Here is a 19982-nt window from a genome sequence, read left to right as displayed (position 1 = left end):
TATATAATAGCTTATAAAAGGAGTTACGCAAACTCCTTTTTTACCTGTTCACACCAATCCTTGATTTTCTTTTTTGCCTGGTCCGACTGATTATCCAAGTCGATAACCAACCCACACCACTGATTGCCACGCAATGCTCTGGAACGCTCAAAAGTATATCCTTCCGAAGAAGTAAAGCCCACCAATGCCGCCCCGTCTTCTTCGAATACTTCTGCCAATAGCCCGATACCATCGGCAAAGTTTTCCGGATAGCGTACCTGATCTCCCAATCCAAAGATAGCTACCTTCTTTCCTTTCAAATCCATCGTTCTAAGCTCCGGCAACAGCTCGTCCCAATAAGTAGGCAACTCTCCGTCAAACCAAGTGGAGGCTCCGACAATAAAACAATCATAAGCGGCAAAATCGTTCTGCCAAGCCTGTTCTATCGGTACCGCTTCTATATGACTTTCACCGAATTCTTTCTGTATTCTTTCCGCCACCCAACTCGTTTTCTCAGCTTTGGCAGCATAAAACAAACCTATCTTCTTCATAATCCATACTGTTTAATATTCTAATAACTTCCTGGCTGCTTCATAGATCTTAGCTTCATCCGGCAAAATCTCCTTTTCCAAAATAGGATTGAAACCGACGGGTGTAAAGGTAGAGCCGACACGTTGCACAGGTCCGTCCAAATAGCGAAACATCTCTCCACCTATCATTGCGGCAAGCTCCGCTCCAAAGCCGGAGAAAACTTTATCTTCATGTACAACCAATGCCTTACTCGTCTTTTTCACTGATTCGAATATCGTTTCCTTGTCCAAAGGAATCAAAGAACGGATATCTATAACCTCTACTTTCCACCCCTTTTCTTTCTCCAACCGTTCCGCAGCATTCAGACAGAAATGCGTTGTATTTCCATACGTAATGATACTTAGATCTGCCCCTTCACGACGAATACGTGCCTTTCCGAAAGGAACTTCAAAATCTTCCGGTACGACTGCAGCAGCCTCAACGGAATTATACAATGCTTTCGGCTCAAGGAATAAAGTAAAACCTTTGGAACGCATACTGGTACGGAGTAGCCCGGCTGCATCATCCGCAAAAGACGGACAGACAATACGTGCTCCGGGCAAAGTGGTCAAAGCACCTTCTATGTTTTGAGAATGATAAAGTCCTCCGCCAATATAACCACCGGAAGCCAAACGCAGGGTGATGTTAGGAGCAAACTTTCCATTGCTACGCCAATATTCATGCGTACATTCCACATATTGTTCGACAGCAGGCCAAAAATAATCGGCAAACTCCGCTCCTTCTATCACAACATGAATCTTTGGATCAAAGCGGCTCATTCCATTAGCTGTACCTACAATATAATCTTCAGCTATCGGGGCACTGAACACACGTGCTTCCCCAAATTCTTGCTGCATACCTTTCGTTACATTAAACACACCGCCTTTTTCCTTATTGGCAACGTCCTGCCCCCAGATAAACGTATCGGGATTATGACGAAACTCAGCTTTCAATGTTTCGTTAATCGCATTGACCAAGAAAGTCTTTTCCCCTTCCGCATCATGAGTTCCATCCTTATATTTCTGCGGTTGGTAGGGTTCCGGCATTACAAAATCATAAATACTCTTAGGATCAGGATCGGGAGCAGCCAAAGCTTTCCGGTTGGCAGCAGACAACTCTTTTTTAGCATTAGCTTCTATTTGTTGCAGTTCTTCTTCAGTCAAACGCTTGTAGCGCAACAACATTCGTCGAAATTTCATCAACGGGTCGGCATCCTTCACATATTCCAGTTCGTTCTCATCCCGGTATAAGGTATGCTTATCCGAATTGGAATGGGAACCGATACGAACACAGTTAGCTTGTACAATCACCGGATTACGCGTGCTGATAGCATATTCACGAGCCTCAGTCATGGCATTCATCGAATCGAATACATCTTTTCCGTTGCAATAGATAATCTTCAGATTCTTGAAACCGGAAAAATTCTCCGCCACTTTCCGGTTAGCAGTCTGTTCCGATTTAGGAACGGAAATTCCATAGCCGTTATCTTGTATTACAAAAATGACAGGAAGCCGTTCGAGGCTGGCACCATTGATGGCCTCATAGACAAATCCTTCGGAAGTCGCCGATTCTCCATGCGAGGTGATAGCCACTCCTTTATGCCCATAATATACCATTGCCCTTGCCACACCCACCGCATGAAGGTCATGTGTTCCTGTTGCGGAAGAGATGTTCTCGATATGCCATTCAGGTTTGGCAAAATGGTTCGACATATGACGTCCTCCGCTTCCGGGATCTGTTGCCTTTGAGATACCGTTCAGGATAATTTCCTCTGCAGTCATTCCGGCAGATAGTACGGTCAGCATATCCCGGTAATAGGGAAACAGGAAATCTTCGCCAAGAGTAAAGACTTGCCCGATGGCCAGTTGGATTCCATCATGCCCCGCATAGGGAGCATGGTAAGACCAACCTAGAGATTGCAATAAGTAAGACGGAGCCTTCTCATCCAGCGCACGCCCTAATGTCATCAGATGATACCACTTCTTCAAAGTTTCGACATCTGTATTTTTTATATCATACTTTCTCATAGTTAATGAAGTTCTTAATGAATAAAATAATCGGTTATCAACCTTTCCAGTTTTCCAGGTAATCAGCTATAAAATGGAGGAAATTCCCTCCCAGCATTCCATCCACTACACGATGGTCATAAGACAAAGAAAGGTACATTTTATGACGGATAGCAATCGTATCCCCCTCCGGAGTCTCTACAACAGCAGGTTTCTTTTCAATATAACCTACACCCAGAATGGCAACCTGAGGCTGGTTAATGATAGGGGTTCCAAACAAACTCTTGAATGTACCGAAGTTAGTAATAGTAAACGTACCACCGTCAATATCATCGGGCAGCAATTTATTGTCTCTCGCCTTCAGAGCCAAAGAATCAATGGCAACAGCCAGTCCGTTCAAACTCAGACGGTCGGCATCATGTACTACAGGCACAATCAGATTTCCATCGTTCAAAGAAACGGCAATACCCACATTGATATGTTTCTTGAAGAGAATATTGTATCCATCCACCGATACATTCACCTGCGGATAGGTTGCCAATGCTTTCGCTACGGCTTCCGCAATCATAGGCATATAGGTCAACTTCACACCTTCACGACGGAAGAAAGCATCTTTGTTCTTCTCACGCCAAATTACTAACCGGGTGACATCCACTTCGACCACATTGGTGACATGCGGAGATACTTTCTTGGACATGACCATGTGGTCGGCAATAATCCGGCGGACACGATCCATCTCCTTCACTTCTACTCCCGACATTGCGACAGGAGCAGCAGATTTAGGTTCAACCGGAGAAGATTGAGGACTTACAGATTCAGAAGGAACGGTAGCAGACGTTTTATTACTTCCTCTTTTCTTTTTATCAATATAATCTTTAATATCTTTCTTACTCAGCCGTCCTTCATAACCGGTTCCCTGAATAGAGTCCAGTTCTTCCTTAGAAATCTTCGCTTCTCTTGCCAACTGAATGACAATGGGAGAATACCAACGTTCTTCCTCCTCTTTTACGCTTTCTTCATGGATACTCTCTTCGTCAGATGTAGCTTCACCATCCAAATTAATAATAGCGACCACCGTACCCACCGCTACGGTATCTCCCTCTTTATATAAAATATCAACAACCTTTCCCGCTACCGGAGAAGGTATCTCAGCACTTACTTTAGCTGTATTCACTTCAAAAAGAACATCATCTTCCTGAATCATATCACCCACTTTTACAGACCAGGAAACGATCGTCCCTTCTGTTATACTCTCGCCCAACTTAGGCATTTTTATTTCGAATCTTGACATAGACAGTAATTTTATTTATTCAACCTTGATATAGTAGAACAATAGGTTGAAATAGAAAGTTTTATGTTAAGGTATTTTTAATATCCATTCATCCCGCATATACTTCTCTTTCCGAAGCCGGTTGATAATCCTCCTCTCCTCCTCACTGAAGGAACTGACCACCTGTGACCGGCTGAAATAGCGAAAAGCCTCTTCCTTGAAATCGTCCACGCTCCCCCTCGATAAGTGTCTACGGATATTTGTCACTTCACTCCGAACCGAAGGAACAGCGTATGTGGAAGATATTCTCTCTTTATTTCTCTCTTCATTAAACAATGATTTAGGATTTAATGCCTTATTTAATGCGGTGAGGTCTGTATCATAAAGCAAAGTACAATGATATAAAACCCGGTTTTTATGTACACACTGCGCACTTCCCGATATTTTTAATCCATTCAGATAGATTCCCAACCGATCGTCCCCCTTTGCCATTATCCCCATAGCAACCAGAAAATCCAGTGTCCGCTGAAGATAAACGGTAAAATCGGGAAAACGCGAAGCTTTTTCAATAAACGTCAGATTGACATTACCCAAATCATGATACACTGCTCCTCCACCCGAAAATCGACGGGCTATATGTATCCGTTTCCGCTCTACCCATTCCCGATCCACCTCTGCCTGCAGGCGTTGATGTTTTCCTATCACAACAGAAGGAGTATCCTGCCAAAGCATAAAAACATCTTCGTTTCCCTGTTTCAGCAAGTATTCTTCCGCCGCTAAATGGAAGTAAATATCAGTAGACGGACTATATATACATCGAATCATAGATCGCAGAAATCAAAACATAATCTCATGATAAATCTCTCCGACCGTAGGATGTGGAAATACTGTCTTCTGAAATTCTTCTACGGTATAACCTTTTTGAATAGCAATTCCTGCTATCACAATCAATTCCGATACCGGATTCCCTAGCATATGACAACCTATGATTTTTCCTTTTTCGTCCTGAATCAATTTACAAAGTCCGTTGCCTTGCTCATTCTCCGCCACAAATCGTCCGGAATAAGCCATCGGTAACTTCGAAACACGATAAGGAATCCCCTGTTTGATCAGTTCTTCTTCTGTCTTTCCTACTCCTGCAACTTCCGGATTAGTATAGACGACACCCGGAACACACTCATAATTCATTCGGTCTTCTACTCCCAAAATATGATTGATAGCAACTTCCGCTTCCCGAATGGCAGTATGTGCCAACAGGGAATAACCTGTTATATCTCCGCAAGCATACACCCTAGGGTGAGATGTCAGCAAATGTTCATCCACTTTCACTCCGTTACGCAGAAGTTCGATATTCAGCTTATCCAATCCTACACCGGAGAGATTCGCTTTACGCCCCACGCTAAGCAATAGCTGTTCGGCTTCAATAGTCGAAGTTTTTCCATCTTTCTCTATCACCACTCCATGAGGATTCACCTCCACCACCTTCGTATTCAAATAAAAAGTAACTCCTCTTTTGGTATATTCGGAACGAAGCATACCACTTGTCTCCTTATCCATCACCCCTAGAATTTCAGCCATCATTTCCACTACATGAACTTTCACGCCCATGCTATTAAAGAAAGAAGCAAATTCCATCCCTATTACACCGCCACCTATAATAACCAAAGTCTTAGGTAGCTGCTTTACTTCCAAAGCCTCTTTGGAAGTCCAATAAGCGGTTTCCGATAATCCCGGTATCGGAGGTATTACCGTATCAGAACCGGTACACACCAACAGATATTTTACAAAGTAGGTCTCACCACCGCAAGAGATGTGAATCTGCCCGTCCTTCTCCCCTTCTATGAAAGCCTCTTTCTCTACAATCGTCACACCATAAGAGATTACAGTCATCTTCACACCACCTGTCAACATCTTCACCGTCTTATCTTTACGGCTCATTATTTTAGACAAATCAAAGGAAGGAGATTCAGCAGAAACTCCATATTTGGAAGCAGCCTTAACACTATCCAGTATTTTAGCAGAATACAATAAAGTCTTAGTAGGAATACATCCTTCATTCAGACATACTCCCCCTATTGCCTTTTTCTCGAAAAGAACAGTTTTCAATCCGTTTGCACCTGCCCGTTCGGCAGCCGTATAACCGGCCGGGCCACCACCAATAATAGCTATATCAAAGTTCATAATCGTATATTTTTAATAATAATACGATTATAACAAATAAGAGAAGAGATAAGTTGTTTGAAAAAGAAACAGCTGCTATTTTATTGTCAGCTTCTTGAGATCTTCCAATGTACCGTTGAAGACATTCAGATCCACCTCTTCTTCAATGCCGGGTACATTTCCCACATCCGTATGTTGCCAGAAATCCCATTTACCTTGATATTTCACAGAGTCCACATAATAGTGGGCAATCCAATAAGGATATGCGTTAAAGATAGAATCGTCCAGATAACGGGTTTTAAATTTATAAGAAGTATAAAGAATAGGTTTTACCCCATAATAAGCCTCCACACGGTCGAGCCAGCGCTTGATACCTTGCTGCAATTCTGTCTTATTCTTTCTTCCGGTCACTTCTACATCAAGCACAGGGGGCAAATCTCCGGTATCCAGTTTTACCGTACGAATAAAAAAGTCGGCTTGCTTCAAAGCATCTGTACTCGGAATATAAAAATGATAAGCTCCACGTATAAATCCATGATTACGCGCATTGGCAAAGTTTGCCGAGAAAGTAGTGTCACCATGATCGCCTCCTTCTGTCGCCTTCATAAAAACAAAATGCAAAGGAGTCACCGTCTCCTTGTTTTGCCGAAGTTTCTGCCAGTCTATTTTTCCCTGATAATGGGAAACATCAATTCCATGAACATCGTAGCCGTCAGGAATACAAACTCCATATTCTTTTAATCCGTGGCAAGGCTTCCAACGATAAGCATAAGGGCGAATAAAGAAATAATAGAAAGCAACAGAGAAACAACCCACAATCAGTACTGCCAGAATATTACGCAACCAGACAGGCATAACATGGTTCGTCTTCATCTGCACCCTTTTGGGGGCACGGGAAGATTTAGAAGAAGCTGTTCCCTTTTTTCGAGTGGCGGAAACCGTCTTTTTCTTCTGAACTGCAGCTATCGGATTATTACGTGACGACAAATGACTGAATGATTAAGGGTTAGTGAAAAACGATGAACGATAATCTGTCATACGACACCTACCGTCCATCGTTAATTTATTATTTACCGTTAACCGCTAACAGTTAAGATTATTTCTGTTGTTCCAACTGCAAAGTCTTTGTTGCCTGGTCGCAAACTTCCGTAGGACCAAAGTACTGAATCGGACCCGGATATACATAATCCGTTTCAATAGCCCAACGGTCACGTTGTGCGGCAAATGCTTTGAAAGGAGCACCATCCAGTTTTACCAATGCTTTCTGGATAACCGGTTTCATTTCACCGTGACGGCGTTCCATATTCATCATCATTGTGATAGGCACACCACCTGCAATCCATTCGGCAGCAGGAGCAGTGGTATTGCGTACAGAAGACATATAACCTGTCTTACCGTTAGCAATCAGCATAGAAGCTGTGTAACCCAAAGAATAGCAGTAATCTGCATCGAAGTTTGACGGAGCAGCGCAACGTCCTTCGTAACCGAAGAAGTGGTGCTGAGCAGCAAACTTACCTACATACTTACCTTCTTCTTTCCAAGCCGCCAACTTCGTAGCTACCATTTCAGACAACAGTTTTTCTGTTTCGATCAATGATACCTGAACGTTTCCGTGAGGGTCACGGTCCAAAGTCAACTGACGGGCAACACCTTCCGGCAGACTTGCATAGATAGCAGAGTTCTCCGGAGAAAGTTTGCGGATGATATAATCACGCTGGTGAGATTTTTTAATCTGAGCGAATTCTTCTGCATTAGCAGCCAGGAAGTCATTCAGCTCAGCAATCAGACGTTTCATAGCCGGAATGAACTCAACCAAACCTTCAGGAATCAATACTGTACCGAAGTTATGTCCCTGTGCGGCACGTTCTGCCACTACTTTAGCGATGTATGTTACCACGTCATCCAAAGACATATCCTTAGCTTCAACTTCTTCTGAAATGATACATACGTTCGGTTGTACCTGCAAAGCGCATTCCAATGCAATGTGAGAGGCCGAACGACCCATCAATTTGATGAAGTGCCAATATTTACGTGCAGAGTTACAGTCACGTTGGATGTTACCGATTACTTCAGCATAAGTCTTACAAGCTGTATCGAAACCAAAAGAAGTTTCAATCATATCGTTCTTCAAGTCACCGTCGATTGTTTTCGGGCAACCGATTACCTGTACACCATACTTCTTGGCGGCATAGTATTCAGCCAAAACACAAGCGTTTGTGTTAGAGTCGTCACCACCAATGATAACCAATGCTTTGATACCGAGTTTCTTGATAATCTCAAGTCCTTTTTCAAACTGATCTTCCTTCTCCAATTTCGTACGACCGGAACCGATAATATCGAAACCACCAGTATTACGATATTCGTCGATGATGTCAGCAGTCAGCTCCATATAGTTATGGTCTACCAAGCCACCGGGGCCTAAGATGAAACCATACAATTTGTTTTCCGGATTCAGTTTCTTGATACCGTCAAACAAACCGGAAATCACATTGTGTCCACCGGGAGCTTGACCACCCGAAAGAATCACACCTACATTCATAGCAGGAAGAGCTACCGCTTCACCGGCTTCAAATGTAATCAACGGCATTCCGTACGTGTTGGGGAACAAAGCTTTGATAGCTTCCTGATCGGCTACAGATTCAGTAGCAGTACCTGCCACTGCTTTAACAGCTCCTGATGCCAATGCTTTTGGAAGTTTGGGCTGATAAGCAGCCCTTGCGATTTGCAATGCACTTTTAGTCATTTTCTTTATTTTTATTTAAAGGTGTTAGTAAGTTTCTTATCAAACTTGAAAAGCGTTGCAAATTTCGCACTTTTTTCCGAATTATGAAAATTCTTCTTTCTTTTGTTTAGGGATTTTGTTTCCAACCTCCACCTAAAGCCTTATAAAGTTGTACTACAGTTATCAATTCGTCGCGAATCGCATTACTCAAGCCGATCTGCGCATCGAAGTATCCACGTTGCGCATCCAACACGTCCAGATAATTAATGACACCGTTAATGTATTGAAGCTGTGCAAGATCCATATAGCTCTTCGCTGAACGTTCCAGATTCGCACGAAGCTCATATACCTCTTTTATCTTGTTGAAATTCACTATCGCATTACGTGTCTCTTTGAAAGCCTGCAATACAGACTTCTCATAATTGTGTACTTCAGCTTCATAGGCCGCCTTTTTCGCTTTCAATGCGGCACGGTTCTTTCCCCAGCCAAAAATTGGAGTCAATAAAGCCCCTTCCATAACCGCATAAGGAGATTTCAACAGTTCCGATAGAGACGTGCTTTCCGAGCCAAATCCTCCTGTCAGGGCAAGACGCGGAAACATATTCGTATAAGCCACCCCTACTTTGGCATTGGCTGCAATCAGCTTTTGTTCAGCCTGACGGATGTCGGGACGACGTTCCAATAAAGTGGACGGTAATCCGATAGGAAGCGTTTCCGGTGACTTAAACTCCTGAAGCAAACGTGAGCGGGCAATCTTGTTTGGATATTCACCTGCCAGAAAAGCTATATCATTCTCTTTCAAGGAAATCTTCCGTTCCAAGTCCGGAACCAAAGTTGCCGTACGTGCCAATTCCACCTGCGACTGACGGTACGACGTCTCCGAAGTCAATCCTCCGGCAAAACGGATACGAGCCAAACGGACTCCTTCTTCACGGGCTTTCAAGGTTTGTTTTACGATATCCAATTCCGTATCCAAAGCCACCAACTCATAATATGCCTGTGCCACCTCCGCTACAATAGTCATTCGGAGTGCCCGTTGTGCCTCTACTGACTGTAAATACTCGGCAATGCTAGCCGAACGCGCCCAACGCAAATTTCCCCAAAAGTCGAGTTCCCAAGAAACTAGAAACTGCGCTTCAAAGGTATCCGACCTCTTAAAAGCCTCTCCTCCATGATTTTCGAGTTCACGCTCTGCCGTCACTTTCCCTTTTATATCAGGAAGCAATGCTGCCGTAGAAATCCTCTTCTGTGCAGCCATCTCTTTCACACGGGCAGCAGCTATCAGCATATCCTTATTATGATCCAATGCCCGTTCTATCAAGCTTCTCAATGTAGAATCCGTATAAATATCTTTCCAGTCCTGATCACCAAAGCTAACTGAGTCCTGATGTTGAGCCAAACTGTCGGGTAGATGAAGATCGGGACGGACATAACTTTTTCCTACCTTGCAGGAAGTCAATATTCCTGCAAATAACAATATGGCAATATATAGTTTCTTTCGTTTCATCATTTCTTCTGTTTTAAGAGTTTAGACTTCGTCTTATATACCATCACAAAGAAAAACGGTACAAGAATGATACCGAATACAATAGCAAATATCATTCCGAAAAAGACACCTGTACCGATTGCCTGCCGACTTGCCGAACCGGGTCCGCTAGCCAAAACCATTGGAAGCATACCGAGCACAAACGCGAGAGAAGTCATCAAGATCGGACGGAAACGTAAACGGGCCGCATAAATAGCCGACTGCACCAAGTCTTCTCCCTTGTCAACCTGCACCTTAGCAAATTCAACAATCAAAATTGCATTCTTGGCGGCAAGCCCCACCAACATGACCAGACCGATCTGAAAATACACATCGTTCTCCAATCCGCATACCCATACCCCAAGATAAGCACCCAAAGCGGCAACGGGCAAAGAAAGCAATACGGCAATAGGTACTGTCCAGCTTTCATATTGCGCGGCAAGAAAGAGGAATACGAAAAGGAATACCAATGCCATCACCATGCCTGTCTGACCTCCGGCCTGTTTTTCCTGGTAAGAAAGTCCGCTCCATTCCAAACCGATATTGTCGGGAAGATGTTCACGAGCAATCTGTTCCATGATCTCCATCGCTTGTCCGGAACTGTATCCTTGCGCAGCCGCCCCACGAATGACTGCCGTAGTAAACATATTGAAGCGCTTGATACTACCCGGCCCTGTGGTATAAGAAGCGTTTCCTAAAGATGTTAACGGTATCATAGCTCCATTAGAGGCCTTGACGAAGAATAGATTGATATTATCCTTATGTTCACGGTAAGGAGCTTCCGCCTGAATGTATACCTTATATATACGGTTGAACATATTGAAGTCATTTACGTATACCGAGCCGGTATAGGCTTTCATGGTAGAAAATACATCAGCCAAAGGTACACCGAGCATTTTCACTTTGTCCCGGTCTACATCAAAATAGAGCTGCGGTATCTCCGATTGCAAAGAAGAAGACAAACCCGTCAATGCCTTATTTTTAGAAGCGTAATACATTAATGTATCCGCCGCATCCACCAAATTGTCAAAAGTGGCTTCCCCACGAGCTTCCAACTGCATTTCAAAGCCTCCCGAAGTACCTAAACCCGGTATCACCGGCGGAGTGGAAAGATAGACTTTACATTCCGGATATTCCTCAAGATGTCTCTCCACTGTATCCATAATCTTTTCGATACTTGTGTTCTTGCGCTCTTCCCAAGGTTTCAGTATAACCGTCAACTCGGCACGTCCCTGATTACTGCCTACACGCGGACTGCTTCCTGTCACATTCTGAATATATTCTATGTATGGATTCTTTTCCAGATAAGCAATGGCACGATCGGTCACAATGCGCGTACGTTCCAAAGTAGCTCCCTCCGGCAATTCCAATTCAATCTTAAAGTAACCCTGGTCCTCTACGGGCAAAAAACTAGTCGGAATAATACGATGAACCAACATTATGGCTATCAACACCATACCGAAAGCACTCAACACCCGGCGAGGATGCTTGATAGTCCGGGTAACGGCAGCTACATATTTATTACCGCCAATACCTAACCATTCATTGATTTTCCTGAAAACAATGTTTTTCTTCTTCCCACTATCCGGTTTTAAGATCAGAGAACACATGACCGGACTCAATGTCAAAGCTACGACTGTGGAAATGAGTACGGACACTACAATCGTCACTGTAAACTGACGATATAACTGTCCTGTAATTCCGCTCAAGAAACTGACAGGAACGAACACAGCAGCCAATACCAATGAAGTGGCAATCAAGGCGCTTGCCAGTCCGTTCATCGCTTTCTTGGTAGCTTCATAAGGACTCAGCTTTTCCGTTTCCATAATATGCTCTACTCCTTCCACCACTACAATTGCATCGTCCACCACAATACCGATGGCAAGAATCAATCCGAGCAAAGTCAAGATATTCAAAGAGAAACCAAAAATCAACATAAAACCGAAAGTACCGATCAATGAAATAGGTACCGCCACTACAGGAATCAACGTCGCACGCCAGCTCTGTAAAGAAAGATATACCACCAACACTACCAGTACTAAAGCCTCAAATAAGGTTTTATATACTTCATGGATAGATTCTGAAATATAGGTTGTCATATCAAACGGAATCTCGTAGCTCAACCCTTCCGGGAAGTTCTTGCTAATTTCCGCCATCGCTTCCTTCACTCTTTCAGCCACCTCCATCGCATTGGCACCCGGCAACATATAGATACCAAGCACGGCGGCATTCTCACCGTTGATACCACTCTCTGTATTGTAGGAAGAAGCCTCCAAAGAAACACGCGCCACATCCCTCAACCGAATGATGGAACCGTTTGCATTGGCACGCACCACAATATCCTCAAACTGTCCAACCGTAGAAAGGCGTCCTTGAGTTGTAATAGGAATCGTTATATCCAATCCCTGCACCGGTTGTTGCCCTAGCACACCTGCCGCAGATTCACGATTCTGATCTTTCAAGGCATTTTGCAAGTCCTGCACGGTCAGACCGAAATTCGCCAATTTATCGGGCTGTGCCCATATCTGCATTGCATAATAACGGCTACCAATATTTGAAACACGTCCCACTCCCGGAATACGGCGAATCACATCAAGCACATTGATGGTAGCGAAGTTACTCAGATAAATTTCGTCAAACTTCGGATCGGTGGAAGTCAGACAGAGTGTCATCAACTGGCTGGGAGCCTGCTTTTCTACCGAAATACCATTTTGGATCACCTCTGCCGGCAAACGGGATTCCGCCAGTTTCACACGATTCTGAATTTCGACTGCCGCCAAATCCGGATCAGCAGAAACATCAAATGTAACCGTTGCCGAAAAACCTCCGGAATTAGAACTGTTCGACTCCATATAAAGCATTCCCGGCGTACCATTGATCTCCTGCTCAATCGGAGTAGCTACTGCCTGAGATACGGTAAGCGCACTCGCACCCGGATAAGACGCACTGATCTTCACCACCGGAGGAGTGATCTGCGGATATTGATCTACCGGGAGCATTGTCAAACCGATAATACCGACAATCACAATCACGATAGAGATTACAGCCGAAAAAACCGGCCTATCTATAAAAAACGTAACTTTCATCGCCTATTCTCCTTTCGCGTTATCCTTCGTTTCCATCTCCGGCTGACTTACCCGCACTTTCATTCCCGGCGTCAACTTATGGAAACCTTCCACTACAACAATTTCTCCTGCTGCCAGTCCTCTTTCCACCACTACATTATTCCCTACTTCCGGTCCCAATTCAATAAAACGTTTCTCTACCGTATTATCCTTACGCATGGTATAAATATATGCTCCTCCTTTTTCAATGGTAACCGCTTTCATCGGAACAACGAGTGCACCTTCACGAACATCCAACAATAGTTTGACCTTAGTAAACTGTCCCGGCAACAAGACTTGTTTCGGATTCGGCATTTCGGCACGGACGGAAAAAGTTCCCGTCTGAGGATCGACCTGCGGTTCGGCAAAATCTACATATCCTTTGTATGGATAAACGGTATTATCCGCCAGCGTAATAGTGATATTGGGTTGCCAGGAACGGGTAGAATCCTGTTGGCCCAAATTAATATTTCTTTCTTTACTTTTCAGATAATCGAGTGCCGTCATACTAAAATCCACCAATACTGTGTCACTTTTCACAATGGTAGCAAGCAATGATTTTCCACCGGGACCGACCAACGTACCTAAATCCACGTTTCTTTCACTGATATGTCCCGACAGAGGAGAACGGACAATAGTATAACCCAATTCCAGTTCCGCCTGTGCCAAGTCTGCTTCACTCATAGCCACCGTTGCTTCGGCACTTTCAAAAGCAGCTTCCGCATTATCCAAATCCAACTGACTTGCAGCATTTTGTTCAAACAACGGACGGATACGCTTTAAATCACGTTCCGCTTTCAAAGCCTGCGCCTCATCTTTCTTCAACTGCGCTCTCGCCTTGTCCGCTTTGGCACGATACTGATCCTGATTGATTACAAATAAAACCTGATTCTTATTTACATACGTACCTTCGGCAAAAAGCATATTCTCCAAATAGCCTTCCACACGCGCACGTACTTCGACAAACTGTTGGGCACGGATACGCCCGACATATTCCCCGTATATTTCCACATCATCTTTAACTACCGATTCCACAATGACTGTCGGCATTTCCGGCTCAACCTTCTGAGGCCGGGTTAGTATCCAATACACCCCCAACACAATTACCACGCAAATTATAGCAGCAATGTTTCTCTTTCTTCTCAGTTTCAACTCATGTTTCGAAAAGAATAATCTCATATCGAATCTTATTATTAAATTTAACTTATGCTTGTTCTATCTTCCTCTCAGGCAAATAGCATGCCAAAATCATTACATTTATTATTTACTGTCTATCAGCTCATTATACCTTATCATGCCAAATGCGGAAATGTAGAATTTATCGGAAATATGTAGAAATAATCCACAATTCCGACTTTTGGAACATTTTTTCCATTTCCCAATTCAACAACTAAACAAATTATACCCTACATTTGTAGTATATATAAACACCTGTCTGATGAAAAAACAAATACTTTCAACATTGGTTTTATTAACCTGCTTAATATTTCCTTTTTCTTTGCATTCTCAAGAGCAACAACGCAAAAAAGTAGGAGTAGTCCTAAGCGGCGGAGGTGCCAAAGGTATGGCTCATATCAAAGCTTTGAAAGTGATTGAGGAGGCCGGAATTCCTATTGATTATATAGCCGGGACCAGTATGGGAGCCATCGTAGGAGGGCTTTACGCTATAGGCTACACACCTGAGCAGTTGGACAGCATGGTGCGAAAGCAAAATTGGACATTCTTGTTGAGCGACCGGGTAAAACGGAGTTCCATGTCACTAACGGACCGTGAACGTTCCGAAAGGTTTATCGTTTCCATCCCTTTTACAAAAACACCCAAAGACGCAGCTTCAGGAGGAATCGTAAAAGGGCAGAATCTAGCCAATCTATTCTCGGATTTGACAATGGGGTATCATGACTCCATCAACTTTAATAAACTGCCCATTCCTTTTGCCTGTGTGGCAGCCAATGTAGTGAACGGAGAACCTATTGTATTCCATGACGGAATACTCTCCACCGCCATGCGTGCCAGTATGGCCATTCCCGGGGTATTTACTCCGGTACGGAAAGACAGTATGGTATTAGTGGACGGCGGAATCGTAAACAATTATCCGGCAGATGTAGTGAAAGCTATGGGGGCGGATATTATTATCGGAGTAGATGTGCAGAATGCTTTAAAAAAGGCAGACAAGCTGAACAGTGCACCCGATATTCTGGGACAGATTGTCGACCTTACCTGCCAGTCCAATCATGAGAAGAATGTAGATATCACAGATACCTATATCCGTGTGAATGTGGAAGGATATTCCTCCGCCAGCTTTACTCCGACCGCCATTGACAGTTTGATGCGAAGGGGTGAAGAGGCGGCAAGATCGCAATGGGAATCCCTGCTTGCCTTAAAAAAGAGAATAGGGATACCGGACGATTATAAGCCCAAGCAGCATGGCCCTTACTCTTCCTTCTCCAATGTGCGCACCATTTACGTCACAGATATTTCTTTCTCCGGAGTAGAGACTGACGACAAAAAATGGTTAATGAAGAAATGTAACTTAAAAGAAAACAGTAACATCACGACGCAGCAAATAGAACAGGCCTTAGACCTGTTACGCGGTAGCCAGTCTTACTCTAGTGCCAGTTATACACTGACAGATACTCCCGAAGGCTACCATCTCAACTTCCTGTTGCAAGAGAAATATGAAAGAAGAATCAATCTGGGTATCCGCTTCGATTCGGAAGAGATTGCCTCTCTGTTGCTTAATGCCACTGCAGACCTCAAGACTCATATTCCTTCCCGCCTGTCCCTCACCGGACGGTTGGGTAAGCGATATGCCGCACGTATCGACTATACCCTCGAACCCATGCAGCAGCGTAATTTCAACTTCTCGTATATGTTCCAATACAACGACATCAACATCTACGAGAAGGGAAACCGTGCCTACAATACAACCTATAAATATCACTTAGCCGAATTCGGCTTCTCTGATGTATGGTACAAAAACTTCCGTTTCGGGCTCGGACTCCGTTTTGAATATTACAAATACAAAGACTTCCTGTTTAAACAACCGGAACTGATTGATTTGAAAGTAGAATCGGAACATTTTCTGAGTTATTTTGCCCAAATACATTACAACACATACGATAAAGGATATTTCCCCGCCAAAGGTAGCGACTTTAAGGCTGCCTATTCCCTCTATACGGATAATATGGCGCAATATAACGAACACGCTCCTTTCTCTGCATTGAGTGCTTCATGGGCAAGTGTTCTTCCCATCACCCGCCGCTTCTCCGTCATTCCTTCCATCTATGGACGTATCCTGATCGGGAGAAACTTTCCCTATCCTCTGCAAAATGCAATCGGAGGTGAAGTTCCCGGCTTCTATATACCTCAGCAATTACCATTTGCCGGAGTCAACAATATCGAACTGATGGATAATGCAATTATGATTGCGTCTTTAAAATTCAGACAACGGATGGGAGCCATCCATTACCTCATCCTGACCGGAAACTACGGACTGACGGACAGTTATTTTTTCAAAATATTAAAAGGCAAGCAATTGTTCGGTATCAGTGCCGGTTATGGAATGGACAGCGTCTTCGGGCCATTGGAAATCTCATTGGGCTACTCCAACCAGACGGATAAAGCAAGTTGTTTTGTGAATCTGGGGTATTACTTTTAACAGGATGAATCATTCAGAAGTTGTAGCAGGCGCTGTGCCAAAATACGACAATCCGCACGATTGACTTTTCCATTTCCCGTTTGCGGAATACAATCCGCTACCAGAATGTGCTTGGGACGATAATATGGTTCCAATATCGTTTGTATTCCTTTTTCCGTCTCTTGTATATCCGGCTGTCCCGCCAGCAATAAAACCACAGCCTGCCCCAAACGCTTGTCCGGAACAGAGGTAATAACAAACGGTATCGGAATCAACAGGCGAAGTTTTTTTTCTATTTCTTCCGCTTGAATTTTAATTCCCCCGCTATTTATCACATTATCTTTCCGTCCCAGAATAGAAAAACTTCCATCGGGATGGATGCGTGCAATGTCATTGGTTTGCAGAATATCAGCGCAAACCAAAGGTGCTTCAATCACTAAAGTATTCTCTGGAGACAAAGACAAATGCACCGAAGAGAAAGGATGATAGTGTTCGGATGCCGCAGGACCATTCAAACGGCGAAGAGCGATATGGGATAAAGTTTCAGTCATCCCGTAAGTAGAATAGACAGCTCCCGGAAGAGATTGAATGTCCGCTTCCAGTCCGGCATCAACCGCTCCCCCGCCTATTACCAAAATATCCGTCTGCTTCAACCGTTCCTTTTCTTCAGGAACCTGAAGAGTATTATAAACTTGTAGCGGAACCATTGCCGCAAACTTCAACGGTTCGTGTATATCGGACAATGGATGGCCGGAAGCAGGACGCACAATCAAATTCAAACCTGCAACTAAAGAGCGCACCACTACCATCATCGCTCCGATATAACGGAGGTTCATACATAACAAGGCCGTATCTCCCGCCTGCAAATTCAGGTATTCACAAGTCAGACGCGCACTCTGCATCATTTGTTCTTTACGCACCATTAGTTTTTTCGGCATACCGGTAGACCCGGATGTATGAACCGCAAGTAAAGGGGAATCGTTGAACCACTCCTGTAGAAAAAGGAATAAATCCCATATGGCGGAAGGATAGTTTTCTACTCCCCGCACCATACATCTGCGTATATCATCAGGTGTATATTCCTTTCCTTCCAGCAGCAAGCGTTGCTTTTGTCGATTGAATACCATCATCTGTCAAACCACAAACAATCTTTTCTTATTTCAAGCGGCATTTCTACGTTATCAGTAAAAAGCAATCCTGTCCCTAATCCCTGAGGCAACGGATTGTCGAAAGTAGCACACCATTGTGCAATGGCGTTCAGACCGATATTAGACTCCAAAGCAGATGTAATCCACCAACCGATATGCTGACGTCCGGCCTCCGCAATCCATTCGTTTCCACCACTTATTCCACCATGCAACGAAGGTTTGAGGATGATATACTGCGGTCGAATGACAGAAAGCAGTTTCCGTTTCTCTACCGGAGTATTACACCCTATCAACTCTTCATCCAACGCTATCGGCAAAGGAGACTCGGAGGTAAGACGCGCCATCTCCTCCCATTGCCCGGCACGGATAGGCTGCTCAATGGAATGCAAATCCAATTCGGACAACCGTTTCAGTTTCTCCATAGCGTCAACCGGAGCAAAAGCCCCATTCGCATCTACACGGAGCTCGATCTCATTGGAAGAAAAGTGCGCACGGATATGACGGAGCAGAGCCAATTCCTCTTCAAAGTTGATCGCACCGATTTTGAGTTTGATACAACGGAAACCTGCATTCATTTTCGTTTCTATCTGCGCCAGCATTTTATTGAAGTCGCCCATCCAGATAAGACCGTTAATAGGTATCCCTGTTTCTCCGCGAGAGAAAGCGGTATCCCACAAAGCCCAATCTCCCGTATGATAGTGACGGATAGCGGTTTCAAGTCCGAAAAGGATGGAAGGATACTTACGCAAAGCGCCCACATCCAATCTCCCATTTTGCTTTTCCACTTCCCGACAGACCGCTCCTAATATATCTTCATAATCGGGAAGATCGTCACAACTCAGTGCAGGCAGAGGAGCACACTCCCCTATTCCCACCCGACCGGGAAATTCGGAAGAGGTAAAATGGAGATACCACACTTTCCGGGTGGAGTATGTACCTCGCGAAGTTCCTGCCGGCTGCTTGAAATGGAGCAATCGGGGAATGATCTTAATCTTGCAATCCATTGAATGTAAATAATATATCAAAGTATCATTTTTAGGGGAACTTCGGATATTGCTTGAAGTTCGGTTTACGCTTTTCCAGAAAGGCATTCTTTCCTTCCTGAGCCTCATCCGTCAGATAATAAAGCAATGTCGCATCTCCCGCCAGTTCCTGAATTCCGGCCTGACCGTCCAATTCGGCATTCAGTCCTGCCTTAATCATACGCAAAGCCAACGGACTAAGCAACATCATCTCTTCCGCCCATTGCACATATTCGTCTTCCAATTGTTCCAAAGGAACTACTTTATTGACCAGTCCCATATCCAACGCTTCCTGCGCGTTGTATTTCCGGCAGAGGAACCAGATTTCCCTAGCTTTCTTCTGACCTACCACACGTGCCAGATAAGAAGCACCGAATCCGGCATCAAAACTTCCCACACGAGGTCCCGTCTGACCGAAAATAGCATTCTCGGAAGCTATAGACAAATCACATACCACATGAAGCACGTGCCCGCCACCAATCGCAAATCCGTTCACGGCAGCAATCACCGGCTTCGGGATACTGCGTATCTGCTTTTGCACATCCAGTACACTCAAGCGGGGAACCCCGTCTTTTCCGATATATCCGCCACGTCCTTTCACATTCTGGTCACCTCCCGAACAAAAAGCTTTATCGCCTGCACCGGTAATAACAATCACATCAATATCCGCTTCCTCGCGACAAATGCGTAGCGCATCACTCATTTCGGCAGTAGTAGTCGGAGTAAACGCATTCCGATAGCGTTCACGGTTAATCGTGATACGGGCAATTCCATTATAATAATCAAAAAGAATATCATCGTATTCTCTGATCGTAGTCCACTCTCTTTGTGTTGACATA

Annotated in this window: 14 protein-coding genes; 1 reads left to right on the top strand and 13 read right to left on the bottom strand. The window is 44.2% G+C overall.

Translation table 11 applies throughout. The annotated features are described in order from the left end of the window. Positions 1 to 23 precede the first annotated feature (23 nt). From GD630_RS03025 to GD630_RS02980, 10 genes are all read right to left on the bottom strand, one after another. Positions 24 to 530 carry a flavodoxin gene (locus GD630_RS03025; RefSeq protein ID WP_143867887.1) on the bottom strand — a complete coding sequence of 169 codons (507 nt, stop codon included), beginning with the start codon at positions 528 to 530 and terminating at the stop codon, positions 24 to 26. 12 nt (positions 531 to 542) lie between these two features. Next, positions 543 to 2576, bottom strand: coding sequence for an alpha-ketoacid dehydrogenase subunit alpha/beta (locus GD630_RS03020; RefSeq protein WP_143867886.1), 2034 nt, complete (start codon positions 2574 to 2576; stop codon positions 543 to 545). 37 nt (positions 2577 to 2613) lie between these two features. After that, positions 2614 to 3846, bottom strand: coding sequence for a dihydrolipoamide acetyltransferase family protein (locus GD630_RS03015; protein WP_143867885.1), 1233 nt, complete (start codon positions 3844 to 3846; stop codon positions 2614 to 2616). Positions 3847 to 3912: 66 nt separating this feature from the next. Next, a complete protein-coding gene (locus GD630_RS03010) occupies positions 3913 to 4650 on the bottom strand; it encodes a lipoate--protein ligase family protein (protein ID WP_143867884.1) in 738 nt (245 codons plus the stop codon). 12 nt (positions 4651 to 4662) lie between these two features. Then, positions 4663 to 6006 (bottom strand): dihydrolipoyl dehydrogenase, encoded by a 1344-nt coding sequence (gene lpdA / locus GD630_RS03005; RefSeq protein WP_143867883.1) that lies wholly within the window; start codon positions 6004 to 6006, stop codon positions 4663 to 4665. A gap of 75 nt (positions 6007 to 6081) precedes the next feature. After that, positions 6082 to 6972, bottom strand: coding sequence for a glycoside hydrolase family 25 protein (locus tag GD630_RS03000; RefSeq protein WP_143867882.1), 891 nt, complete (start codon positions 6970 to 6972; stop codon positions 6082 to 6084). Positions 6973 to 7081: 109 nt separating this feature from the next. Next, the gene (locus tag GD630_RS02995) at positions 7082 to 8728 is read right to left on the bottom strand and encodes a diphosphate--fructose-6-phosphate 1-phosphotransferase (RefSeq protein ID WP_143867880.1); all 1647 of its coding nucleotides are present in this window, start codon (positions 8726 to 8728) and stop codon (positions 7082 to 7084) included. Positions 8729 to 8834: 106 nt separating this feature from the next. Next, the gene (locus tag GD630_RS02990; protein ID WP_143867944.1) at positions 8835 to 10214 is read right to left on the bottom strand and encodes an efflux transporter outer membrane subunit; all 1380 of its coding nucleotides are present in this window, start codon (positions 10212 to 10214) and stop codon (positions 8835 to 8837) included. Further along, a complete protein-coding gene (locus GD630_RS02985; protein ID WP_143867878.1) occupies positions 10214 to 13318 on the bottom strand; it encodes an efflux RND transporter permease subunit in 3105 nt (1034 codons plus the stop codon). Before GD630_RS02985 ends, GD630_RS02990 begins: the two co-directional genes overlap by 1 nt. A 3-nt stretch (positions 13319 to 13321) precedes the next feature. Continuing rightward, a complete protein-coding gene (locus GD630_RS02980; RefSeq protein ID WP_143867876.1) occupies positions 13322 to 14515 on the bottom strand; it encodes an efflux RND transporter periplasmic adaptor subunit in 1194 nt (397 codons plus the stop codon). A 259-nt stretch (positions 14516 to 14774) separates the two neighbouring features. Between GD630_RS02980 and GD630_RS02975 the strand changes: the two genes are divergently transcribed. Beyond that, positions 14775 to 16994, top strand: coding sequence for a patatin-like phospholipase family protein (locus GD630_RS02975; RefSeq protein ID WP_143867875.1), 2220 nt, complete (start codon positions 14775 to 14777; stop codon positions 16992 to 16994). On the opposite strand, the gene GD630_RS02970 is transcribed toward GD630_RS02975, so the two are convergent. The 3 genes from GD630_RS02970 to menB are packed head-to-tail and all read right to left on the bottom strand — an operon-like array spanning position 16991 to position 19981. Beyond that, positions 16991 to 18100, bottom strand: a complete 1110-nt coding sequence (locus GD630_RS02970; RefSeq protein ID WP_143867943.1) for an AMP-binding protein — start codon at positions 18098 to 18100, stop codon at positions 16991 to 16993. The two genes, GD630_RS02975 and GD630_RS02970, sit on opposite strands and share 4 nt — an antisense overlap. Further along, positions 18100 to 19125: an o-succinylbenzoate synthase gene (locus GD630_RS02965; RefSeq protein WP_143867873.1), complete on the bottom strand. Its 1026-nt coding sequence runs from the start codon at positions 19123 to 19125 to the stop codon at positions 18100 to 18102. Before GD630_RS02965 ends, GD630_RS02970 begins: the two co-directional genes overlap by 1 nt. A gap of 31 nt (positions 19126 to 19156) precedes the next feature. Beyond that, complete coding sequence (gene menB, locus GD630_RS02960) at positions 19157 to 19981, bottom strand: 1,4-dihydroxy-2-naphthoyl-CoA synthase (RefSeq protein WP_004310001.1); 825 nt, start codon at positions 19979 to 19981, stop codon at positions 19157 to 19159. Between the last annotated feature and the right edge of the window lies 1 nt (position 19982).

It is taken from the genome of Bacteroides zhangwenhongii (assembly GCF_009193325.2).
Lineage (GTDB): Bacteria > Bacteroidota > Bacteroidia > Bacteroidales > Bacteroidaceae > Bacteroides > Bacteroides zhangwenhongii.
Note: the sequence above shows the minus strand (reverse complement) of the source record. Positions and strands in the feature narration are given on the sequence as shown.

Coding starts and splice junctions, on each gene's coding strand:
- GD630_RS02970 (WP_143867943.1), bottom strand. CDS start 18,100: ATGGTATTCAATCGACAAAAGCAACGCTTGCTGCTGGAAGGAAAGGAA.
- GD630_RS03020 (WP_143867886.1), bottom strand. CDS start 2,576: ATGAGAAAGTATGATATAAAAAATACAGATGTCGAAACTTTGAAGAAG.
- GD630_RS03025 (WP_143867887.1), bottom strand. CDS start 530: ATGAAGAAGATAGGTTTGTTTTATGCTGCCAAAGCTGAGAAAACGAGT.
- GD630_RS02995 (WP_143867880.1), bottom strand. CDS start 8,728: ATGACTAAAAGTGCATTGCAAATCGCAAGGGCTGCTTATCAGCCCAAA.
- GD630_RS02985 (WP_143867878.1), bottom strand. CDS start 13,318: ATGAAAGTTACGTTTTTTATAGATAGGCCGGTTTTTTCGGCTGTAATC.
- GD630_RS02975 (WP_143867875.1), top strand. CDS start 14,775: ATGAAAAAACAAATACTTTCAACATTGGTTTTATTAACCTGCTTAATA.
- GD630_RS03010 (WP_143867884.1), bottom strand. CDS start 4,650: ATGATTCGATGTATATATAGTCCGTCTACTGATATTTACTTCCATTTA.
- GD630_RS02965 (WP_143867873.1), bottom strand. CDS start 19,125: ATGGATTGCAAGATTAAGATCATTCCCCGATTGCTCCATTTCAAGCAG.
- GD630_RS02990 (WP_143867944.1), bottom strand. CDS start 10,214: ATGAAACGAAAGAAACTATATATTGCCATATTGTTATTTGCAGGAATA.
- GD630_RS03015 (WP_143867885.1), bottom strand. CDS start 3,846: ATGTCAAGATTCGAAATAAAAATGCCTAAGTTGGGCGAGAGTATAACA.
- menB (WP_004310001.1), bottom strand. CDS start 19,981: ATGTCAACACAAAGAGAGTGGACTACGATCAGAGAATACGATGATATT.
- GD630_RS02980 (WP_143867876.1), bottom strand. CDS start 14,515: ATGAGATTATTCTTTTCGAAACATGAGTTGAAACTGAGAAGAAAGAGA.
- lpdA (WP_143867883.1), bottom strand. CDS start 6,006: ATGAACTTTGATATAGCTATTATTGGTGGTGGCCCGGCCGGTTATACG.